Annotated in this window: 13 protein-coding genes and 2 pseudogenes; all 15 read left to right on the forward strand. The window is 61.3% G+C overall.

What is annotated here, in order from left to right:
* Positions 1 to 1,704, forward strand: coding sequence for a penicillin-binding protein 2 (locus WDN02_RS10860; protein ID WP_337294921.1), 1,704 nt, complete (start codon positions 1 to 3; stop codon positions 1,702 to 1,704).
* A pseudogene (locus tag WDN02_RS10865) lies at positions 1,704 to 3,162 on the forward strand (UDP-N-acetylmuramoyl-L-alanyl-D-glutamate--2,6-diaminopimelate ligase). The gene WDN02_RS10860 and the pseudogene WDN02_RS10865 overlap by 1 nt, the downstream one beginning before the upstream one ends.
* A gap of 38 nt (positions 3,163 to 3,200) precedes the next feature.
* A pseudogene (locus tag WDN02_RS10870) lies at positions 3,201 to 4,620 on the forward strand (UDP-N-acetylmuramoylalanyl-D-glutamyl-2,6-diaminopimelate--D-alanyl-D-alanine ligase).
* 8 nt (positions 4,621 to 4,628) lie between these two features.
* A complete protein-coding gene (gene mraY, locus WDN02_RS10875) occupies positions 4,629 to 5,711 on the forward strand; it encodes a phospho-N-acetylmuramoyl-pentapeptide-transferase (protein ID WP_337293503.1) in 1,083 nt (360 codons plus the stop codon).
* Between the two features lie 2 nt (positions 5,712 to 5,713).
* Entirely contained in the window at positions 5,714 to 7,105 is a 1,392-nt protein-coding gene (murD, locus tag WDN02_RS10880; protein ID WP_337293504.1) for a UDP-N-acetylmuramoyl-L-alanine--D-glutamate ligase, read from the forward strand.
* Positions 7,106 to 7,117: 12 nt separating this feature from the next.
* Positions 7,118 to 8,257, forward strand: a complete 1,140-nt coding sequence (locus WDN02_RS10885; RefSeq protein WP_337293505.1) for a putative peptidoglycan glycosyltransferase FtsW — start codon at positions 7,118 to 7,120, stop codon at positions 8,255 to 8,257.
* Positions 8,258 to 8,267: 10 nt separating this feature from the next.
* Complete coding sequence (gene murG / locus WDN02_RS10890; protein WP_337293506.1) at positions 8,268 to 9,374, forward strand: undecaprenyldiphospho-muramoylpentapeptide beta-N-acetylglucosaminyltransferase; 1,107 nt, start codon at positions 8,268 to 8,270, stop codon at positions 9,372 to 9,374.
* Complete coding sequence (gene murC / locus WDN02_RS10895) at positions 9,371 to 10,780, forward strand: UDP-N-acetylmuramate--L-alanine ligase (RefSeq protein ID WP_337293507.1); 1,410 nt, start codon at positions 9,371 to 9,373, stop codon at positions 10,778 to 10,780. Before murG ends, murC begins: the two co-directional genes overlap by 4 nt.
* Positions 10,777 to 11,694 (forward strand): UDP-N-acetylmuramate dehydrogenase, encoded by a 918-nt coding sequence (gene murB / locus WDN02_RS10900; protein ID WP_337293508.1) that lies wholly within the window; start codon positions 10,777 to 10,779, stop codon positions 11,692 to 11,694. The genes murC and murB overlap by 4 nt, the downstream gene beginning before the upstream one ends.
* Positions 11,695 to 11,743: 49 nt before the next feature.
* A complete protein-coding gene (locus tag WDN02_RS10905; RefSeq protein ID WP_337293509.1) occupies positions 11,744 to 12,517 on the forward strand; it encodes a sulfite exporter TauE/SafE family protein in 774 nt (257 codons plus the stop codon).
* A gap of 73 nt (positions 12,518 to 12,590) precedes the next feature.
* The gene (gene modB / locus WDN02_RS10910; protein WP_337293510.1) at positions 12,591 to 13,286 is read left to right on the forward strand and encodes a molybdate ABC transporter permease subunit; all 696 of its coding nucleotides are present in this window, start codon (positions 12,591 to 12,593) and stop codon (positions 13,284 to 13,286) included.
* Positions 13,283 to 14,365, forward strand: a complete 1,083-nt coding sequence (gene modC / locus WDN02_RS10915; protein WP_337293511.1) for a molybdenum ABC transporter ATP-binding protein — start codon at positions 13,283 to 13,285, stop codon at positions 14,363 to 14,365. The genes modB and modC overlap by 4 nt, the downstream gene beginning before the upstream one ends.
* A gap of 56 nt (positions 14,366 to 14,421) precedes the next feature.
* Positions 14,422 to 15,180, forward strand: coding sequence for a molybdopterin-binding protein (locus tag WDN02_RS10920; RefSeq protein ID WP_337293512.1), 759 nt, complete (start codon positions 14,422 to 14,424; stop codon positions 15,178 to 15,180).
* Positions 15,177 to 15,671 (forward strand): xanthine phosphoribosyltransferase, encoded by a 495-nt coding sequence (gene gpt / locus WDN02_RS10925; protein WP_337293513.1) that lies wholly within the window; start codon positions 15,177 to 15,179, stop codon positions 15,669 to 15,671. The genes WDN02_RS10920 and gpt overlap by 4 nt, the downstream gene beginning before the upstream one ends.
* Before the next feature lie 204 nt (positions 15,672 to 15,875).
* Positions 15,876 to 17,144, forward strand: a complete 1,269-nt coding sequence (locus tag WDN02_RS10930) for a site-specific integrase (RefSeq protein WP_337293514.1) — start codon at positions 15,876 to 15,878, stop codon at positions 17,142 to 17,144.
* Positions 17,145 to 17,647 lie beyond the last annotated feature (503 nt).

Consider the following 17,647-nt stretch of genomic DNA (forward strand, 5'->3'; position numbering starts at 1 on the left):
ATGCTTCTGACGACCAAGCTCGATAAGAGCACGCGTCGCATCAGGCTCATCGCCATAGGTTTCGCGCTCGTCTATTGCATCATCGGCGGCAAGCTTATTTATTTCGCCATGCATCCCGAACTGCGGCAGGTTCACGAGGCGGCGTCCGACACCGTCGCGGCGGCGCGTCCGGATATTCTTGATCGCAACGGCGCGGTGCTCGCGACGGACATTAAGGTCACCTCCGTCTTCGCCGAGCCGCGACGCATTATCGACCGCGATGAAGCGATCGATCAACTGAGCAATATCTTTCCCGATCTCAGCGTCCGCGAGCTGACCGAGAGACTCGGCTCACGTAAAGGTTTCGTCTGGATCAAACGCGCGGTGACGCCGGCGGAGCAGCAGGCGGTCTACCGTCTGGGACTGCCGGGTATCGGCTTCACGCAGGAGAATAAGCGCGTCTATCCAAACGGTCCCATCGCGGCGCATGTCTTAGGGTTTGCCAATCTTGACGGCGTCGGCATTTCGGGCCTCGAGAAATATATCGACGGCCAAGGCCTGTCGGCTCTCCAAAGCGCCGGCTTCAATCTGACGACGACAAATTTGAAGCCGATCGTCACTTCGCTCGATCTCAACGCGACCTATGCGCTGCGAGATGAAGTCGCCAAGGGCATCGAAAAGTTCAAGGCGAAGGCGGGCGCCGGCGCCATTCTCGACGTCAATACCGGCGAGATCATCGCCATGGCCTCGCTGCCGGATTTCGATCCCAACAATCCCGTCGATGCTCTTCGTCCAGAAAATATCAATCGCATGACCGTCGGCGTCTACGAGATGGGTTCGACGTTCAAGGCGATGACCTTGGCGATGGCGCTCGACGCTAGAAAAGTAACGCTCAATAGCCAGGTCGATGCCCGGGAATCATTGCGCTACGGCCGGTTCACGATCCACGATTTCGAGCCGCAGCATCGGTTTCTGTCGGTGCCGGAATGCTTCACTTTTTCATCGAATATCTGTCTGGCACGCATTGCCATGATGGTCGGTGTCGATGGGCATCAGGCATTTCTGCGCAAGATGGGGCAGTTGACGCGTTTGCAGACCGAACTGCCTGAATCGGCCAAGCCAGTCATACCAAAACATTGGAGTGAGCTGAATACGATGACGATCGCCTTCGGCCAGGGCCTGAACGTCGCGCCGCTCCAGGCGCTGATGGCCGTCGGCGCACTGGTCAACGGCGGCACTATGATCAACCCGACTTTCTTGAAGCGTGGGGAGGCTGCGGCGAAGCTGAACGCGCCGCGGATCATCAAGCCCGAGACCTCGGAGAGTCTGCGTTATCTCATGCGGCTCAATGCTCAGGTCGGCACGGCCAAGAATGCCAATATCGACGGCTATTTCGCCGGCGGCAAAACCGGCACCGCGGACAAGATTTTCCATGGCCATTATTCGCATGACAAAGTTCTGACCACCTTCATGGCGATTGTCCCGGCCGACAAGCCAAAGTATCTTTTCTTCGTGATGCTGGACGAACCGCAAGCAATTCCGGGAACTTATGGATTTCACACGGCGGCGTGGAACTCCGGCGCCGTTGCGGGCAAGGTCATCACCCGTGTCGGGCCGCTGCTCGGACTTGAGCCGCGTTTCACGCCGCCGACCCAGCCATTTCCCCTGCTTGCCCAGCTCGGCTATACCGCTGCGAATTCCGCGGTTGTGCTTGGGAGCCATTGATGCGCCTTGGCGATCTCCTGCCTGAGGCGGCGCTCGCCGCCGAAACGGCCGCGCGCGAGATCGCCGGGCTGAGTGCTGACAGCCGCATCGTTGGCGAGAATTTCCTCTTTTTTGCCTTGCCGGGCAGCAAGGCAGACGGCGCAATTTTCGCCGCGCAGGCCGTCGCGCGCGGTGCGGTCGCGGTCGTCGGCCAGCATAAGGTTGATGTCGCACCCGCAATTTTTATCGAAGTTCCTGATGCACGCCGCGCCTTGGCACTTGCCGCCGCTCGCTTCTACCCCCCACCAGCCTGAAACGATCGTCGCGATCACGGGCACGAGCGGCAAAAGCTCGGTCGCGGCGTTCACGCGGCAAATTTGGCTTGCGCTCGGCTTTCGCGCCGCCTCGCTCGGCACGATCGGCCTCGTCGCGCCATCCGGCGAAGTCTATGGGTCATTGACGACGCCCGATCCGATCTCGCTGCATAAAACGCTCGATGAGCTTGCACGCGAAGCCGTCAGCCACCTCGCCTTCGAGGCGTCATCGCACGGGCTCGATCAACGCCGGCTTGATGGCGTCCGCCTGGCCGCGGGCGCTTTCACCAATCTGTCGCGCGACCATCTCGATTATCATCCCGACATGGAGTCATATCTCGCGGCGAAACTGCGGCTCTTCGATACCTTGTTGCAGCCGGGGCAGGCTGCCGTCATCAATGCCGACTGCGATGTCGCGTATAAAGTCATCGCGGCTTGCGAAGCGCGCGGTCTGCGGCTGTTCACAGTTGGACGCGCAGGCGAGGCGATCAAGTTGCTGGAGATGCAGCCGGAAGATTTCGCCACCGCGCTGACGCTTGAGCATGATGGCAGGACCTATTCCGTCCGTCTTCCGCTTGCAGGCGATTTTCAGGTTCAGAATGCGCTGGTCGCGGCGGGTCTCGTCCTGGCCACCGGAGGCGCGGCAGGCCATGTCTTCGCCGCGCTGGAGAAACTCGAAGGCGCGTCCGGCCGGCTCGAACTCGTCGGGCGCCGTAACGACGCGCCCATTTTTGTCGATTATGCGCATAAGCCCGACGCGCTCGATAAAGTGTTGCGCACCTTGCGGCCGTTGGCAAAGCGCAAGCTCATTGTCGTCTTTGGTTGCGGCGGTGATCGCGACAAGGGCAAGCGGCCGATCATGGGCGAATTGGCGGCGCGGCTTGCCGACGACGTGATTGTCACCGACGACAATCCTCGCTCGGAAAATTCGGCGCAAATCCGCGCCGAAATCCTGGCCGGCGCCCTTGGTGTTTCTGGTGCCAAAATCGAGGAGATCGGCGACCGGGCGCAGGCGATCGCGGCGGGCATCGCCGCGCTGCAAGAGGGGGACGTGCTGCTCATCGCCGGAAAAGGCCATGAAACGGGCCAGATCGTCGGTGACAGGATACTCCCGTTTTCCGATCAGGAAAGCGTGCGCAGCGCCTTGGGAGTTTCCGCGGCATGAGTTTCTACGTGTCGCAGGAAAATGCCTTTGTGTCGGAGCTGGCCGTTGCGCCGCTTTGGACGCCGCTGGCGCTCTTTGCGCCAATGCATGCGCGGCTGAGTGGGACGATGCCGCAACCAATCTTCGGCGTTTCGATCGATACACGCACCTTGATGCCCGGCGATCTCTTCTTCGCGATCAAGGGCGACCGCAGCGACGGACACGATCATGTCCGTGACGCTTTCGATAAGGGCGCCGCGGCGGCGGTGGTCGATGAAGACCATGCCGATGTCTTGAAAGGCACGGGGCCGCTTTACGTGGTCCACGATGTCTTGCGGGCGATGGAAGGACTCGCCGTCGCCGCGGCGGGCCCGCACATTGGCGCGGATTGTTGCCGTCACGGGCTCCGTCGGCAAGACGACGACAAAAGAGGCGTTGCGGCATATTCTTTCGCAAGCCGGTGCGACACACGCCTCGTCGGCTTCGTACAACAACCATTGGGGTGTGCCGCTGACATTGGCGCGGATGCCGCGCGAGACGAATTTCGGCGTCATCGAAATCGGCATGAACCACGCGGGCGAAATTACGCCGCTGACCGCGATGGCGAGGCCGCATGTCGCGATCATCACAACCGTCGCGCCTGTGCATCTCGAATTTTTCGACTCGGTCGAAGCCATCGCCGATGCCAAGGCCGAAATTTTCTCCGGCCTCGTGCCCGGCGGTGTCGCGATTCTCAACACCGACAATCCGCATTATCAGCGGCTCGACGCGGCGGCACGTGCAGCGGGCGCCGGTCATATCGCAACGTTCGGGGCTGACTCTCACGCCGATGCAAGGCTCATCGCACTTGAGACCGATGAGACTCATGCGACCGTGACGGCACGCGTTGCCGGGCGCGAGCTCATCTATCGCCTCGGTGCGCCGGGGCACCATGTCGCGATGAATTCGCTGGCCGTACTTTTGACGGCGCAGGCTTTCGGCCTCGATCTTGATGATGCGGCGGATTCGCTCGCGACATTTGAAGTGCCCGCGGGGCGGGGGCGCCGCTTTGTTTTACAGGCTGAAAACGGCCCCTTCACCTTGCTCGACGAAAGCTATAATGCAAACCCGGCTTCGGTCGGTGCCGCTCTGGCGCTGGTCGGCAGCCTCAAGGCCGAGCGGCGCATTGCCGTGCTCGGCGATATGCTCGAACTCGGCCCTCTCGGCCCCTCGCTTCATGCCGCGCTCGCGGAAGATGTTCTGACCCGCTGCATCGACCTCGTATTTGCTGCAGGCCCGTTGATGAGAAATCTTTTTCACGCGTTGCCGCAGGACAGGCGTGGCGCCTGGCGAGAGAGTGCAGCGTCGCTTGAAGATATTGTTCTGTCGGCTGTTCGCGCTGGCGATCTTGTCATCGTCAAGGGATCGAACGCGAGCCGTATGAGCGCCATCGTCGCGGCGCTCAAAACCCGTTATTCCGGCGAGACCGCCAGCCCGTAGGATTCAGAATGTTATTTTGGCTCGCCAGCTTTACGCATGTTTTCAGCCCGCTGAATCTGTTCCGCTACATCACGTTCCGCACGGCGGGCGCGACAGCGACGGCGCTTTTCTTCGTCTTCTTCTTCGGCCCGAGCACCATTGCGGCTTTGCGCCTGAAGCAGGGTAAGGGTCAGCCGATCCGCGAAGACGGGCCGCAATCGCATCTGCTCACCAAAAAAGGCACGCCGACGATGGGCGGCCTGATGATCCTCTCTGGCCTCATCGTCTCGACGCTTATCTGGGCGAACCTCGCCAGTCGCTACGTCTGGATCGTTCTGTTGGTCACGGTGGGCTTCGGTCTTATCGGCTTCTATGATGATTATCTCAAGGTCACCAAGCAGTCGCACAAGGGGTTTTCCGGCAGGCTGCGCCTCGCACTGGAAGCCGGCATTGCGATCGTTGCCTGTTTCGCGATGATGAAGGTAGGCTCGGCGCATACGACGGAACTCGCGCTACCGGCGATCAAGGGCTATGTGATCGACCTTGGCTATTTGTTTCTCATTTTTGCGCCGCTCATTATCGTCGGCGCCGGCAATGCGGTGAATCTCACCGACGGTCTCGATGGCCTCGCTATTGTACCGGTGATGATTGCCGCGGCCGCCTTCGGCATCATCGCTTATGTCGTCGGCAACGCGATCTATTCGGAATATCTGCGCATCAATTATGTGCCGGGCACCGGCGAACTCGCCGTCGTCTGCGGCGCGCTGATCGGCGCGGGCCTCGGCTTTCTATGGTTCAACGCGCCCCCGGCGCAGATTTTCATGGGCGACACCGGCTCGTTGGCGCTCGGTGGCCTGCTCGGGACGGTGGCTGTCGCGGTCAAACATGAGATCGTGCTTGCCATCGTCGGCGGTCTTTTTGTGGTCGAGGCTTTGTCGGTTATCGTCCAAGTCATATCGTTTAAATTGACCGGCAAGCGCGTGTTCAAAATGGCGCCGATCCACCATCATTTCGAGCAGCTCGGCTGGTCCGAGCCGCAAGTCGTGGTGCGGTTCTGGATCATCGCCTTCGTCCTCGCCCTCGTCGGCCTTTCGACATTGAAGTTGCGCTAATAATGACGCCCATAACTTCTTTCGCTGGTAAACGCGTCGCCGTCTTCGGCCTCGGTGCTTCCGGTCTTGTCAGCGCCCAGGCGCTCGTCGCCGGCGGCGCCGATGTCGTCGTTTGGGACGATCATCGCCCCGGTCGCGAAAAGGCCGCGGCTGCCGGTCTCAAGCTCGAAGACTTCGTCACGGCGGATATGACAGGCATCGAGTCGCTCGTGCTTGCACCCGGCGTACCGCTGACCCACCCCTATCCGCATTGGATCGTCGTCAAGGCGAAGGCGGCGGGCGTCGAGATCATCGGCGATATCGAGCTTTTCATCCGCGAGCGCGCCCATATCGCGCCGAAATCACCATTCGTTGCCATCACCGGAACCAACGGCAAATCGACGACGACGGCGCTTGTCGCGCATCTCTATCAGACGTTCGGTTATGAGGTCGAAGTCGGTGGCAACATCGGCGTGCCGGTCCTTGCGCTCAATCCGCCATCGGACAAACGTGTCCATGTGATCGAATGCTCGTCGTTCCAGATCGATCTTGCGCCGTCGCTCAATCCATCCTTCGGCGTGCTGTTGAACATCACAGTCGATCATCTCGACCGTCACGGGACGATGGAACATTATTCCGGGATCAAGGAACGGCTTGTCGCCAAGGCTAATGTCGCCATTGTCGGCGTCGATGACGACATCTGCGCCGGCATTGCGCAGAAGCTCCGTGCACAAGGCCGGACTGTCGTGCCGATCTCGATCCATCATCCGGCAATCCCCGATGGCATCGTGCTCGAAGGCACGCGGCTCGTGCGCAAGCAGGGCGGCGTGGCGTCGCCCATCGCCGATCTCGCCGGCATTCCCTCCTTGCGTGGCACTCACAACGGCCAGAATGCGGCGGCAGCGGTGGCGGCGCTTGGCCCGCACGGTTTCGAGCTTGAGCTTGTCCAGAAGGGTTTGGAGACCTTCCCCGGCCTGGCGCACCGGATGGAGGAGATCGGTTACCGCGGCAAAGTCCTCTACATCAACGATTCGAAGGCGACGAACGCCGATGCGGCGGAAAAGGCACTGCTGAGCCTCGACGATATCTATTGGATCCTCGGTGGCCGCGCCAAGGAGGGCGGCATCGGCCCGCTTCAACCTTTGTTCCATAAGGTCGCCAAGGCCTACCTGATCGGCGAGGCGGCGGAGCCTTTCGCAAAAGTTATCGGCGAAGCAATTCCTTATGAATTTTGCGGCACGATCGATCGCGCGGTCGAAAGCGCGACGCGCGATGCCGAGGCGGCCTCGACATCGGCGCCCGTCGTGCTCCTCTCGCCCGCCTGCGCCTCGTTCGATCAGTTCCCGAATTTCGAGAAACGCGGCGACAAATTTCGGGAGGTCGTTCTGGCGAAGCTTGCGGAGCCGCCGATCTAAAGGGGGAAGATCATGGTCTCGCGCGTCGAACGCTCGACCCTGGCAAATTGGTGGTGGACGATCGACCGCTGGCTGCTCGCCGCGCTCGGCACGCTGGTCATCTTCGGCCTCGTCCTGACGATGGCCGCGAGCCCGCCCGTCGCCGAACGGCTGGGCCTGCCGACGTTCCACTTCGTCAACAAGCAGGTGATGTTCCTGATCCCCTCGCTGGCAGTCTTCTTCGGCGCGTCGCTGCTGTCGCCGCGGCACGTGCGCCGTGCTGCGCTCATTGTTTTCCTGGTTTCGATGGCCTTGATCTTCGCCGCGCTTCTCTTCGGCGAGGAGGTGAAAGGCGCTCGGCGTTGGATTTTCGGCATTCAGCCTTCGGAATTCATGAAGCCGGGCTTTGTCGTCGTGGCAGCCTGGGCCTTCTCCGAAGGCGGCCGCGATCGCCTGCCGGGCAATCTGATCGCGCTATTGCTTCTGCCGGCGACGATTATCCCGCTTATCCTGCAGCCGGACTTCGGCCAGACGATGCTCGTCTCGCTGGTCTGGGTCGGGCTTTTCTTCATCGCCGGTTTGCGCTGGATCTGGGTTTTCGGCGTCGGCGGCATCGGCATGGGCGGCGTGCTGCTCGCCTACAAATTTGTGCCGCATGTGCGGGCGCGCATTCTTAAATTCATCGATCCGGGGGCGACGGGTGGCGTCGCCGATACGTTTCAGGTCGACACGGCCTTGCAAAGCTTCTTCGCCGGCGGCTGGACCGGCAAAGGGCCGGGCGAGGGGACGATCAAGCGTATTCTTCCCGATGCGCATACAGACTTCATCTTCGCCGTGACAGCAGAGGAGTTCGGTATCATCGCCTGTCTCTTCATCGTCGCGGTCTTCATGTTCATTGTTGTGCGCGGCCTTACGGCCGCGTCACGCAATGAGGATCAATTCTGCCGCCTTGCGGGCTCCGGTCTCGTCATGCTGTTCGGCATTCAGAGCGCGATCAATATGGCGGTCAATCTGCATCTGATGCCGGCCAAGGGTATGACCTTGCCGTTCATCTCCTATGGCGGCTCGTCGCTGATTTCGCTCGCGCTCGGCATGGGCTTCCTGATCGCGGTAATCCGCAAACGGCCGCGTTCGGAAGTCGTCTTCCGCAATATTGGAGTCGAAGCCGCGTGAGGATTGAATCGTGAGTTCCGGGCCAATATTCGTCGCGGCGGGTGGCACTGGCGGCCATCTCTTCCCCGCCGAAGCGCTGGCGCGGGAATTATCGGCCCGGGGCGTCGCGGTCGAGCTTCTCACGGATTCGCGCGGCAAGAAGTACGGTGGCGACTTTCCGGCGCAGGCGGTGCATCAAATTCCTTCGGCAACGCCAAGCGGCGGCGGCGTTTTCGCCCGCGCCAAGGCGATCCTGACGCTGCTGTCCGGCACGGTTTCGGCGCTTTGGCTGATTGGCCGCCATCGTCCCGCGGTCGTTGTCGGCTTTGGCGGCTATCCCAGCGTGCCGCCGGTCTTCGCTGCGACGCTGCTGCGCGTGCCGACGATCCTGCATGAGCAGAACGCGGTTATGGGCCGCGCCAATCGCTTCCTTGCGGCGCGCGTCGATGCAGTGGCACACGGTTTCCCGACGCTGAACGGCTTGGGGCTGGGCATCAAGGCGCCGACCTATCACACCGGCAATCCCGTGCGTCCTGCAGTGCTCGCCGCCGCTGCGGTACCATATCATGTCCCGAGCGACGACACGTTCGATCTGCTCGTTACCGGTGGCTCGCAAGGCGCCCGCGTAATGGCCGATATCGTGCCACCGGCCATTTCGCTTCTGTCGCCGGATGAGCGGGCGGGGCTGAAGATCGTGCAGCAGGCACGCGGCGAGGATCAGGTGCGCGTTGCCAAGGCCTATGAAGCCGGCGCGGTCGCAGCGGAAGTCCTGCCGTTTTTTGCCGATCTCCCGTCGCGTGTCGCGGCGGCTTCGCTGGTAATCGCGCGCGCTGGCGCATCGACCGTCTCAGAACTGGCGGTGATCGGCCGCCCGTCGATCCTCGTGCCGTTTCCACATGCGCTCGACCAGGATCAGGCGGCGAATGCGGCCGAGCTTGCGGCGACCGGCGCCACGCAAGTCATCCGCGAGGCGGATTTCACGCCACAATGGCTCGCCGATACATTGCGCGCGGCGCGGCAAAATCCCGAGGGGCTTGCGTCGCGCGCCGCCGCAGCCCAGAAAGCCGGAATCAGCGACGCCGCCAAGAGGCTCGCCGATCTCGTGATCAATGTCGCTCTCGGAAACAAAAAAGCATGAAGCTGCCGCGCGAACTGGGACCAATTCATTTCGTCGGCATCGGCGGCATCGGCATGTCTGGCATCGCCGAAGTGTTGCTCAATCTCGGCTATAAGATTCAAGGTTCCGACGCGAGCGAGAATGCGAATGTTCTGCGCCTGCGTGAGAAGGGCGCCACTGTCTACATCGGCCACAATGCCGCGAATCTTGGCGAAGCCGCGGTGGTCGTCGTCTCGACCGCGATCAAGCGTGACAATCCGGAACTTGTCGCCGCGCGCGAAAAGCGTCTGCCGGTTGTCCGGCGCGCCGAAATGCTGGCTGAACTCATGCGGCTCAAACAATGCGTCGCCATCGCCGGCACGCACGGCAAAACGACGACGACATCGCTTGTCGCTACGCTGCTCGATGCGGGCAAATTCGACCCGACCGTCATCAATGGCGGCATCATCAATGCCTATGGCACCAATGCACGGCTCGGTGCTGGCGATTGGATGGTTGTCGAAGCCGACGAAAGCGACGGCACGTTCCTCAAACTGCCTGCCGATATTGCGATCATCACCAATATCGATCCCGAGCATCTCGATCATTTCAAGACGTTCGATGCGATCAAGGCGGCGTTTCTCTCCTTCATCGAGAATCTGCCGTTCTATGGCTTTGCCGTGATGTGTCTTGATCATCCGACGGTGCAGGAGCTTGTCGGCCAGATCGAGGATCGGCGCGTCATCACTTATGGCGAAAATCCGCAGGCCGACGTGCGCCTCGTCGATGTCGATCTGACCGGCGGCAAGTCGCGCTTCAATGTCATCATCCACGACCGCCTCAAGGGCACCGAAGTCAGGCTCGAGAATCTGGGTCTGCCGATGCCCGGCCATCACAACGCGCTCAACGCGACGGCGGCGATTGCGGTCGCCTATCAGCTTGGTATGAGCGCGGATTCGATCCGGAGTGCGCTCGCAGGGTTTGGCGGCGTCAAGCGGCGCTTCACGCCGACGGGCGAATGGAACGGCGTGCGCATTTTCGACGATTACGGACATCATCCGGTCGAGATCGCCGCGGTGCTGCGCGCCGCACGCGCCTCGACGAAAGGCCAGGTCATCGCCATCGTGCAGCCGCATCGCTATACGCGACTTCATTCGCTCTTCAATGAATTCGCGACCTGCTTCAACGATGCCGATGTGGTGATCGTCGCGGATGTCTATGCGGCCGGCGAAGCGCCGATCGAAGGCGCGGATCGCGATGGTCTCGTCGCCGCGATAAAAGCGCATGGTCATCGTCAGGCGCTCCCGCTTACCGGCCCGACGCAGCTTGCCGAGATCGTGCGCGGTGTCGCAAAAGCCGGCGACTATGTTGTTTTCCTCGGTGCTGGCAATATCACGCAATGGGCCTATGCGCTGCCGGGCCAATTGGCGGCCGGCGATGCGGCATGATCTTTCCTGATCTCACGCCCGCGCTACACAAGGCCGCGCCGGATCTGCGCGGCCGGCTCGAGTCCAACGTCCACATGGCGGACCTCTGCTGGTTTCGCACCGGCGGCCCGGCTCAGGTTCTATTCACACCGGCGGATGAAGAAGATCTCGCGTATTTTTTGCAGCGTCTCGACCCGGACATTCATGTCACTGTTGTCGGCGTCGGCTCCAACCTTCTGGTGCGCGATGGCGGCATCACCGGAATCGTCATCCGTCTCGGCAAGGGCTTTCATAATCTGCGCATCGACGGTTTACGTATCGAGGCCGGCGCGCGGATTCTCGATGTGAAACTCGCGGGCGCGGCCGCCGAGGCGAATATCGCGGGCCTTGCCTTCTATCGCGGTATTCCCGGCGCCGTTGGCGGCGCGCTGCGCATGAATGCCGGTGCCTATGGCGCGGAGACGAAAGACGTACTCGTGTCCTGCCGCGCGATCGATCGTACCGGCAAACTGCATGTTTTCAGCAATGCGGAAATGGGATTCTCCTATCGTCACGCTTCTGTGCCGCACGATCTCATTTTCACCTCCACGCTTTATGAGGGCAAAGCCGGGGAACGCGCCGCGATCGAAGCGCAGATGGCAGAGATCACGAAATCGCGTCAGGAAACGCAGCCGATCAATACACGCACCGGCGGCTCGACGTTCAAAAACCCTCCGGGCGATAAGGCGTGGCAATTGGTCGATGCCGCGGGTTGTCGCGGGCTCGTTGTCGGCGATGCGCAGGTGTCAGAACTGCATTGCAATTTCCTCATCAATCGCGGCGCGGCCAGCGCGCAGGACATCGAATCTCTCGGCGAAGAGGTTCGCCGCCGCGTCTTTGCGACAAGTGGCGTGACGCTCGAATGGGAGATCGAGCGCGTCGGAGCGCCACAATAGGACAAAAGAGATTCCGCCAGGCCGCGGAATCCTATACGGGCTGATCACAATGCTTGATCATTCCGTCATATTTCCCACCCTCGCTTTCCTGTTTGCTGCCGGCTTCTGTTCGGGTGCGATGAATTCGCTCGCGGGCGGTGGCTCGTTTGTATCTGTGCCGGCGATGATTGCGACCGGGATGCCCGCGGTTCTCGCCAACACGTCGAGTACAATTGCGTTGTGGCCGGGTACGATCGCAAGTGCGCTGATCTATCCGAACTCGTTCCGCTCGATCTGCGGCGTCGGCAAATGGCCGATGTTGATCGTGACTTTGGTCGGCGGCCTGATCGGCAGCCTGTTGCTGCTTCACACGCCGTCGTCGTCGTTCACAATCATGCTGCCTTGGCTTTTGCTGCTTGCGACTTTGGCGCTTGCGTTTGGACGACGGATCGCAATAGCCATTGAAGGCCGCTTTCATGGCTCGCCATTGGTGCTGGTGGCGCAATTCATTTTGGGGATTTACGGAGGTTACTTCGGTGGCGCCGCCAGCGTCATGATGCTTGCGGTCTGGTGCCTCTTCGGGGAGACCGACATCAAGGCCTTGCAGGGTCCGCGCAGCCTGCTGATCACGGCGGCCAATACGGTGGCGATCATCATCTTCCTGTTTGCGCGCGCCGTCCTCTGGCCGCAGACGCTCGCAATGCTTGCCGGTTCGCTGATCGGCGGGATCGGCGGCGCGCAGCTTGGGCGCGTTACGCCATCCCATTTGGTGCGCATCGTGACGCTCGGCATCACGATCGCGATCACCTGTGCCTTTTTCATCAAGACCTATTGGCGGCATTAAGGTGCGTCGTTCTTGACAGGCGCACGCGATCGGTCGAGAAGCCGGACTTTGCCATATTCGGGAGAATATAGCATTGCAGGACTTTCTCGGGCCGGATGACTGGACCGCGGTTCTACTGTCGCTGCGCATCGCCATCGTCGCGCTTCTCGGCAGCCTGCCGTTCGGCATTCTCGTCGCCTATGGGCTGGCGCGCTGGCATTTCCCCGGCAAGACGCTCGTCACCGCGCTGGTCTACCTGCCGCTTGTCATGCCGCCTGTCGTCACGGGTTATCTGCTGCTGATCGGTTTCGGCCGCCGCGGCATTTTCGGCCAGGCGCTGGCCGATCTCGGCATCATTCTGTCGTTCCGCTGGACGGGCGCGGCGCTCGCCTGCGCAATCATGGGCTTTCCTCTCATGGTGCGGGCGATGCGTCTTTCGTTCGAATCGATCGACCCCAATCTGGAGAAGGCAGCGAGCACGCTCGGCGCCAATCCAGTCTTTCGCTTTTTGCTCGTCAGCCTGCCTTTGGCTGTTCCGGGAATTGTCGCGGGCGCGACTTTGTCTTTCGCCCGCGCGCTCGGCGAATTCGGCGCGACGATCACCTTCGTCTCAAATATCCCTGGTGAAACGCAGACGATCCCCACACTGATCTACACCTATACGCAGGAGCCGGGCGCTGACGAGAAGGCGCTGCATCTGACGCTTGTCTCGCTGCTGATCGCAATTGTCGCGATCGTTGCCTCGGAGATCATTCAGGCGCGCGGCGAGAAGAGGCTCGCCGGCCGATGATCGATGTCGATGTTGCGCGCCATGTCGGTACGTTCAATCTGAAGGTCGCGTTCCACAACGATGGCGGGATTACGGCGCTGTTTGGCCGTTCCGGCTCCGGCAAGTCGCTGACGATCGGGCTCATTGCAGGCCTTGACCGGCCGGATCGCGGGCATGTGGTCCTCGATGGCCGCGCGCTGGTTGACACGGATAAAAGAATCTTTCTGCCGGCCTATCGCCGCCACATCGGCATGGTGTTTCAGGATTCGCATTTGTTCCCGCATTTGGGCGTGCGCCAAAATCTGCTCTTCGGGCGCTGGTTTGCGCCGCGTGCGGCCCGGGCCATCAGCTTCGATGCGGTCGTCGAGGCTTTGGGAATTGGCCAGCTTTTCGGCCGCACGCCTGCCAAACTTTCCGGCGGCGAACGCCAGCGCGTCGCCATCGGCCGTGCCTTGCTGTCTGGTCCGCAGCTTCTGCTGATGGACGAGCCGCTTGCCGCGCTCGACAAAGCCCGGCGGCTCGAAATCTTGCCGCTGATCGAACGGCTGCGCGACGAATTCAAGATTCCGATTGTCTATGTTTCGCATGATATCGAAGAAGTCTCGCGTTTGGCGAGCCGGGTGGTGGTTCTGGAACGGGGGCATGTGGCCGCGATCGGCGACCCGGCCGAGGTTTTGCCAACAGCGCTCGGCGATGATGCGCGTGCCGACCGCGCCAGCATTCTCACCATGCATGTCGGCGCCCGCGACGAGGCCTACGGGTTGACGGAGCTTATCCATCCCGCCGGCACCATCTGGCTGGCCGGTCCGCATGGCGCCGAGGGCATCCGGCTTCGCGTCGTGATCAAGGCGACGGATGTCACGCTCTCGACGGCCGCGCCGCATGGCCTGAGCGTCCAGGGCGCACTCAAAGGCCGGCTCGGCGAGATTGAGACGCTGGGTCCACTTGCCATTGCCCATATCGCGCTCGAAGGCGATGGGACATTGCTCGCCATGACGACCCGCCGCGCGCTCGATGAGCTCGGTCTCGGTGCCGGGGCGCCGGTTTTCGCATTGGTGAAGACCGCCGCACTCGACGAGAGGCTCATCGGCAGGGCATGATGCGGCCCGAGGCCAACCTTGGCCTGAGCCATACGCGAAGATGCGGAGTTTTATATATGACGGAGCCGGTTACCGCGGCGCTCCTCGTCATCGGCGACGAAATCCTGAGCGGCCGCACCAAGGACAAGAATATCGGCTTCACCGCCGATTTTCTGGCCGAGCGCGGCATCGACCTGCGCGAAGTGCGGGTCGTGCCTGACGTGATGGACGAGATCGTCGCCGCGCTCAACGCGCTCCGGCACCGCTATACCTATGTCTTCACGACGGGTGGTATCGGGCCGACGCATGACGATATCACCGCCGATGCGATCGGCGCTGCCTTCGGCGTGCCGGTGGTCGAAGACCCGCGTGCCATCGCGCTGCTGCTGCAGCGAATCAGACCCGACGATCTCAACGAGGCGCGACGGCGCATGGCGCGCATTCCGCAGGGCGCCGATCTGGTCGAGAATTCCATTTCCAAGGCGCCGGGCTTCAAGATCGGCAATGTCATCGTCATGGCCGGGGTGCCGGCGATCATGCAGGCGATGCTCGCCGCCGTGGCGCCGAGCCTTGAGACCGGGCCGCGCACCCACGCCAGAAGCATCGCCATCGGCGATATTCCAGAAGGCGCGTATGCCGCTGACCTCGGCTATGTGGCCGCGCAACATCCCGACCTCTCGATCGGCTCCTATCCGTCGATCGTCGACGGTCGCTTTCACAATGAGGTCGTGGTGCGCGGCAAAGACCCGGCGCAGGTCGGCGCGGCCGTCGCGGCGATCGAGCAGATCATCGCCGATCTGCGCGCCACCGGCAGGGACAAATATACGATCACATGAATGATGCGCCGCAACGATCCTTCCAGGTCTCCTGGGACCAATTTCATCGCGACGCCCGCGCGCTGGCCTGGCGTCTTGCCGAGGCGGGGCCGTTTACCGCCGTGGTCGGCATCGCCCGTGGCGGTCTGGTTCCTGCCGCCATCGTCGCGCGCGAACTCGATCTGCGCGTGGTCGAATCGATTTCGGTGATGAGCTACGACCACACTGTCCAACAGGGACCGCCGAAGATCATCAAGGCGATCGCGCCCGAGATCGCCGCCGGGCAGGGTGCGGGCGTTCTCGTCGTTGACGATCTGGTCGATACCGGCGCGACCGCGCGGGTCGTCCGCGAACTCCTGCCCAAGGCGCATGTCGCGACGATCTACGCCAAGCCGCTCGGCCGGCCTTATGTCGATAGTTTCATGACCGAGGTTTCGCAGGATACGTGGATCTATTTTCCCTGGGATCTTGGTCTCGCCTTCCAGGCGCCGATCGCCGGTGGCAAGGGATAGTTCAAGCGATAGATTTGCGTCGAGCGCCACGGCGCTTTATGGCGAGGGCTACGCGGGCGTGGCGAAATTGGTAGACGCAAAGGACTTAAAATCCGTATTTCAACCTAAAAACATGAGTTAACGTACTGAAAATAAATAAGTTTCAAAAATTCAGATAGTTACACAACCATTACACAAAACTGGACTTTTGCCCCAAATGCGCGTATGCGTACGCGTGTGTCTACAAGTCATGATCTCATGGGCGGCGCCCTCCATGTCTACAAGCGCGAGAACTCGCGCTTCTGGCAGTGCGCGGCTTTTCTCGGCGGCCGCAACCATCGCATCTCCACCAAGGAAGAGAGCCTCGACCGCGCGAAGGATATAGCGGAGGACTGGTATCTCGGCCTCAGGGGCAAGCACAAAGCCGGGATGCTCAAAAATGAAAAGCGGTTCCGCGACGCGGCGGAACAGTTCCGCCTTGAATTCGAAACCATCACCGAGGGCGAACGCAGCGAGGTTTACGTCGAAGGACACTGGCGGCGACTGAAGCTTTATCTCCTCCCATTCTTCGGCGAGATGGGATTGTCGGAGATCACCGCTGGAAAAGTGCAGGAATATCGCATCTGGCGTCGCCAGCAAGCGATGGAAAAATTCGGCAAGCCGGCGGCGCGTAACACGCTACATCAGGAAATCGTCTGCCTTCGGCAGACACTGAAGACAGCCTTGCGGCACGGGTGGCTTCAATATCTTCCCGACCTGTCCGAGCCCTATCGTGCTTCCGCGAAAATTTCGCATCGCGCTTGGTTTTCGCCGGAGGAGTATCGCAAGCTTTATGAGGCGACCGGGCAGAGGGCAAAGAAGCCACCGAAACCAAGATGGAAATGGGCATGCGAGCAATTGCATGACTTCGTTTTGTTCATGGCGAATACGGGCCTTCGGCCTGACGAGGCGTTGCGGCTGGAGTTTCGCGACGTGAGTATTGTCAAGGATCACGCGACCAGCGAAACAATCCTGGAAATCGAGGTGCGCGGGAAGAGGGGCGTCGGCTACTGCAAAAGCACCAAGGGCGCTGTGTTCCCGTTCAAGCGATTGCTGGAGCGGAAGCGGCCTAAATTTGAAGAGGGCGTTCCTTACGAGGGCGTGTCGGAAAAGCAAGTCGCGCTGTTCAAGCCGGGTCCGAAGGACAGGCTGTTTCCGCGATCGCATCACGACCTGTTCAATATCATCCTCGACGAGGAAGACCTTAAGTTCGACCGCGAAGGCCAGCGCCGGACGGCCTACAGCCTTCGCCATACCTACATCTGCCTGCGGCTTATGGAAGGGGCCGACATCTACCAGATCGCGAAAAACTGCCGGACGAGCGTCGAGATGATCGAGAAATACTACGCCTCGCACATCAAGAATCGCCTCGATGCCGCCGCGATCAATGTCCGCCGCAAGAAGCCGCCGAAACAGAGGGTAAAAGAGGCGCGGAGCAGGGAATTAGCGGTTTAATTGCGCGCGGTTCTACAGCCTTGGCCTCCGCGAGATCAGCGGCTATACAGGACGTGATGCGGGCGTGGCGAAATTGGTAGACGCAACGGACTTAAGCAATTGAGTGCCCTCCGGGAAACCGAAGGAGCAGAACTGCCCAAATTCGGGGAAACCGGTCAAAGGCAATCCCGAGCCAAGCGCTCCGTCCGAACGGACGGCGCGAAGGTGTAGAGACTAGACGGGCAGCACCTAAGGCGCGAACGCGCTAGGGTGAAGGGATAGTCCAGACCACGAACTCGCCTGACAGCGCGAACGCGCAAGGCGGGGCGGCGCAAGCCGAAGTGGTACGAAAATCCGTAGGGCTGAAAGGCCTGTGCCGGTTCGAGTCCGGCCGCCCGCACCAGTCCCTTTATCCGCTCTAGCGGTTAGTCCCTTGAATTGATTTCGCGATCCGCCGAGCGTGGTTGTCGTCCGCTTGCATGGAAGCAATTGGGCAGACCGAAACGGGAAATTTTTGTGCCGGG

Source organism: Methylovirgula sp. (genome assembly GCF_037200945.1).
Classification (GTDB): domain Bacteria; phylum Pseudomonadota; class Alphaproteobacteria; order Rhizobiales; family Beijerinckiaceae; genus Methylovirgula.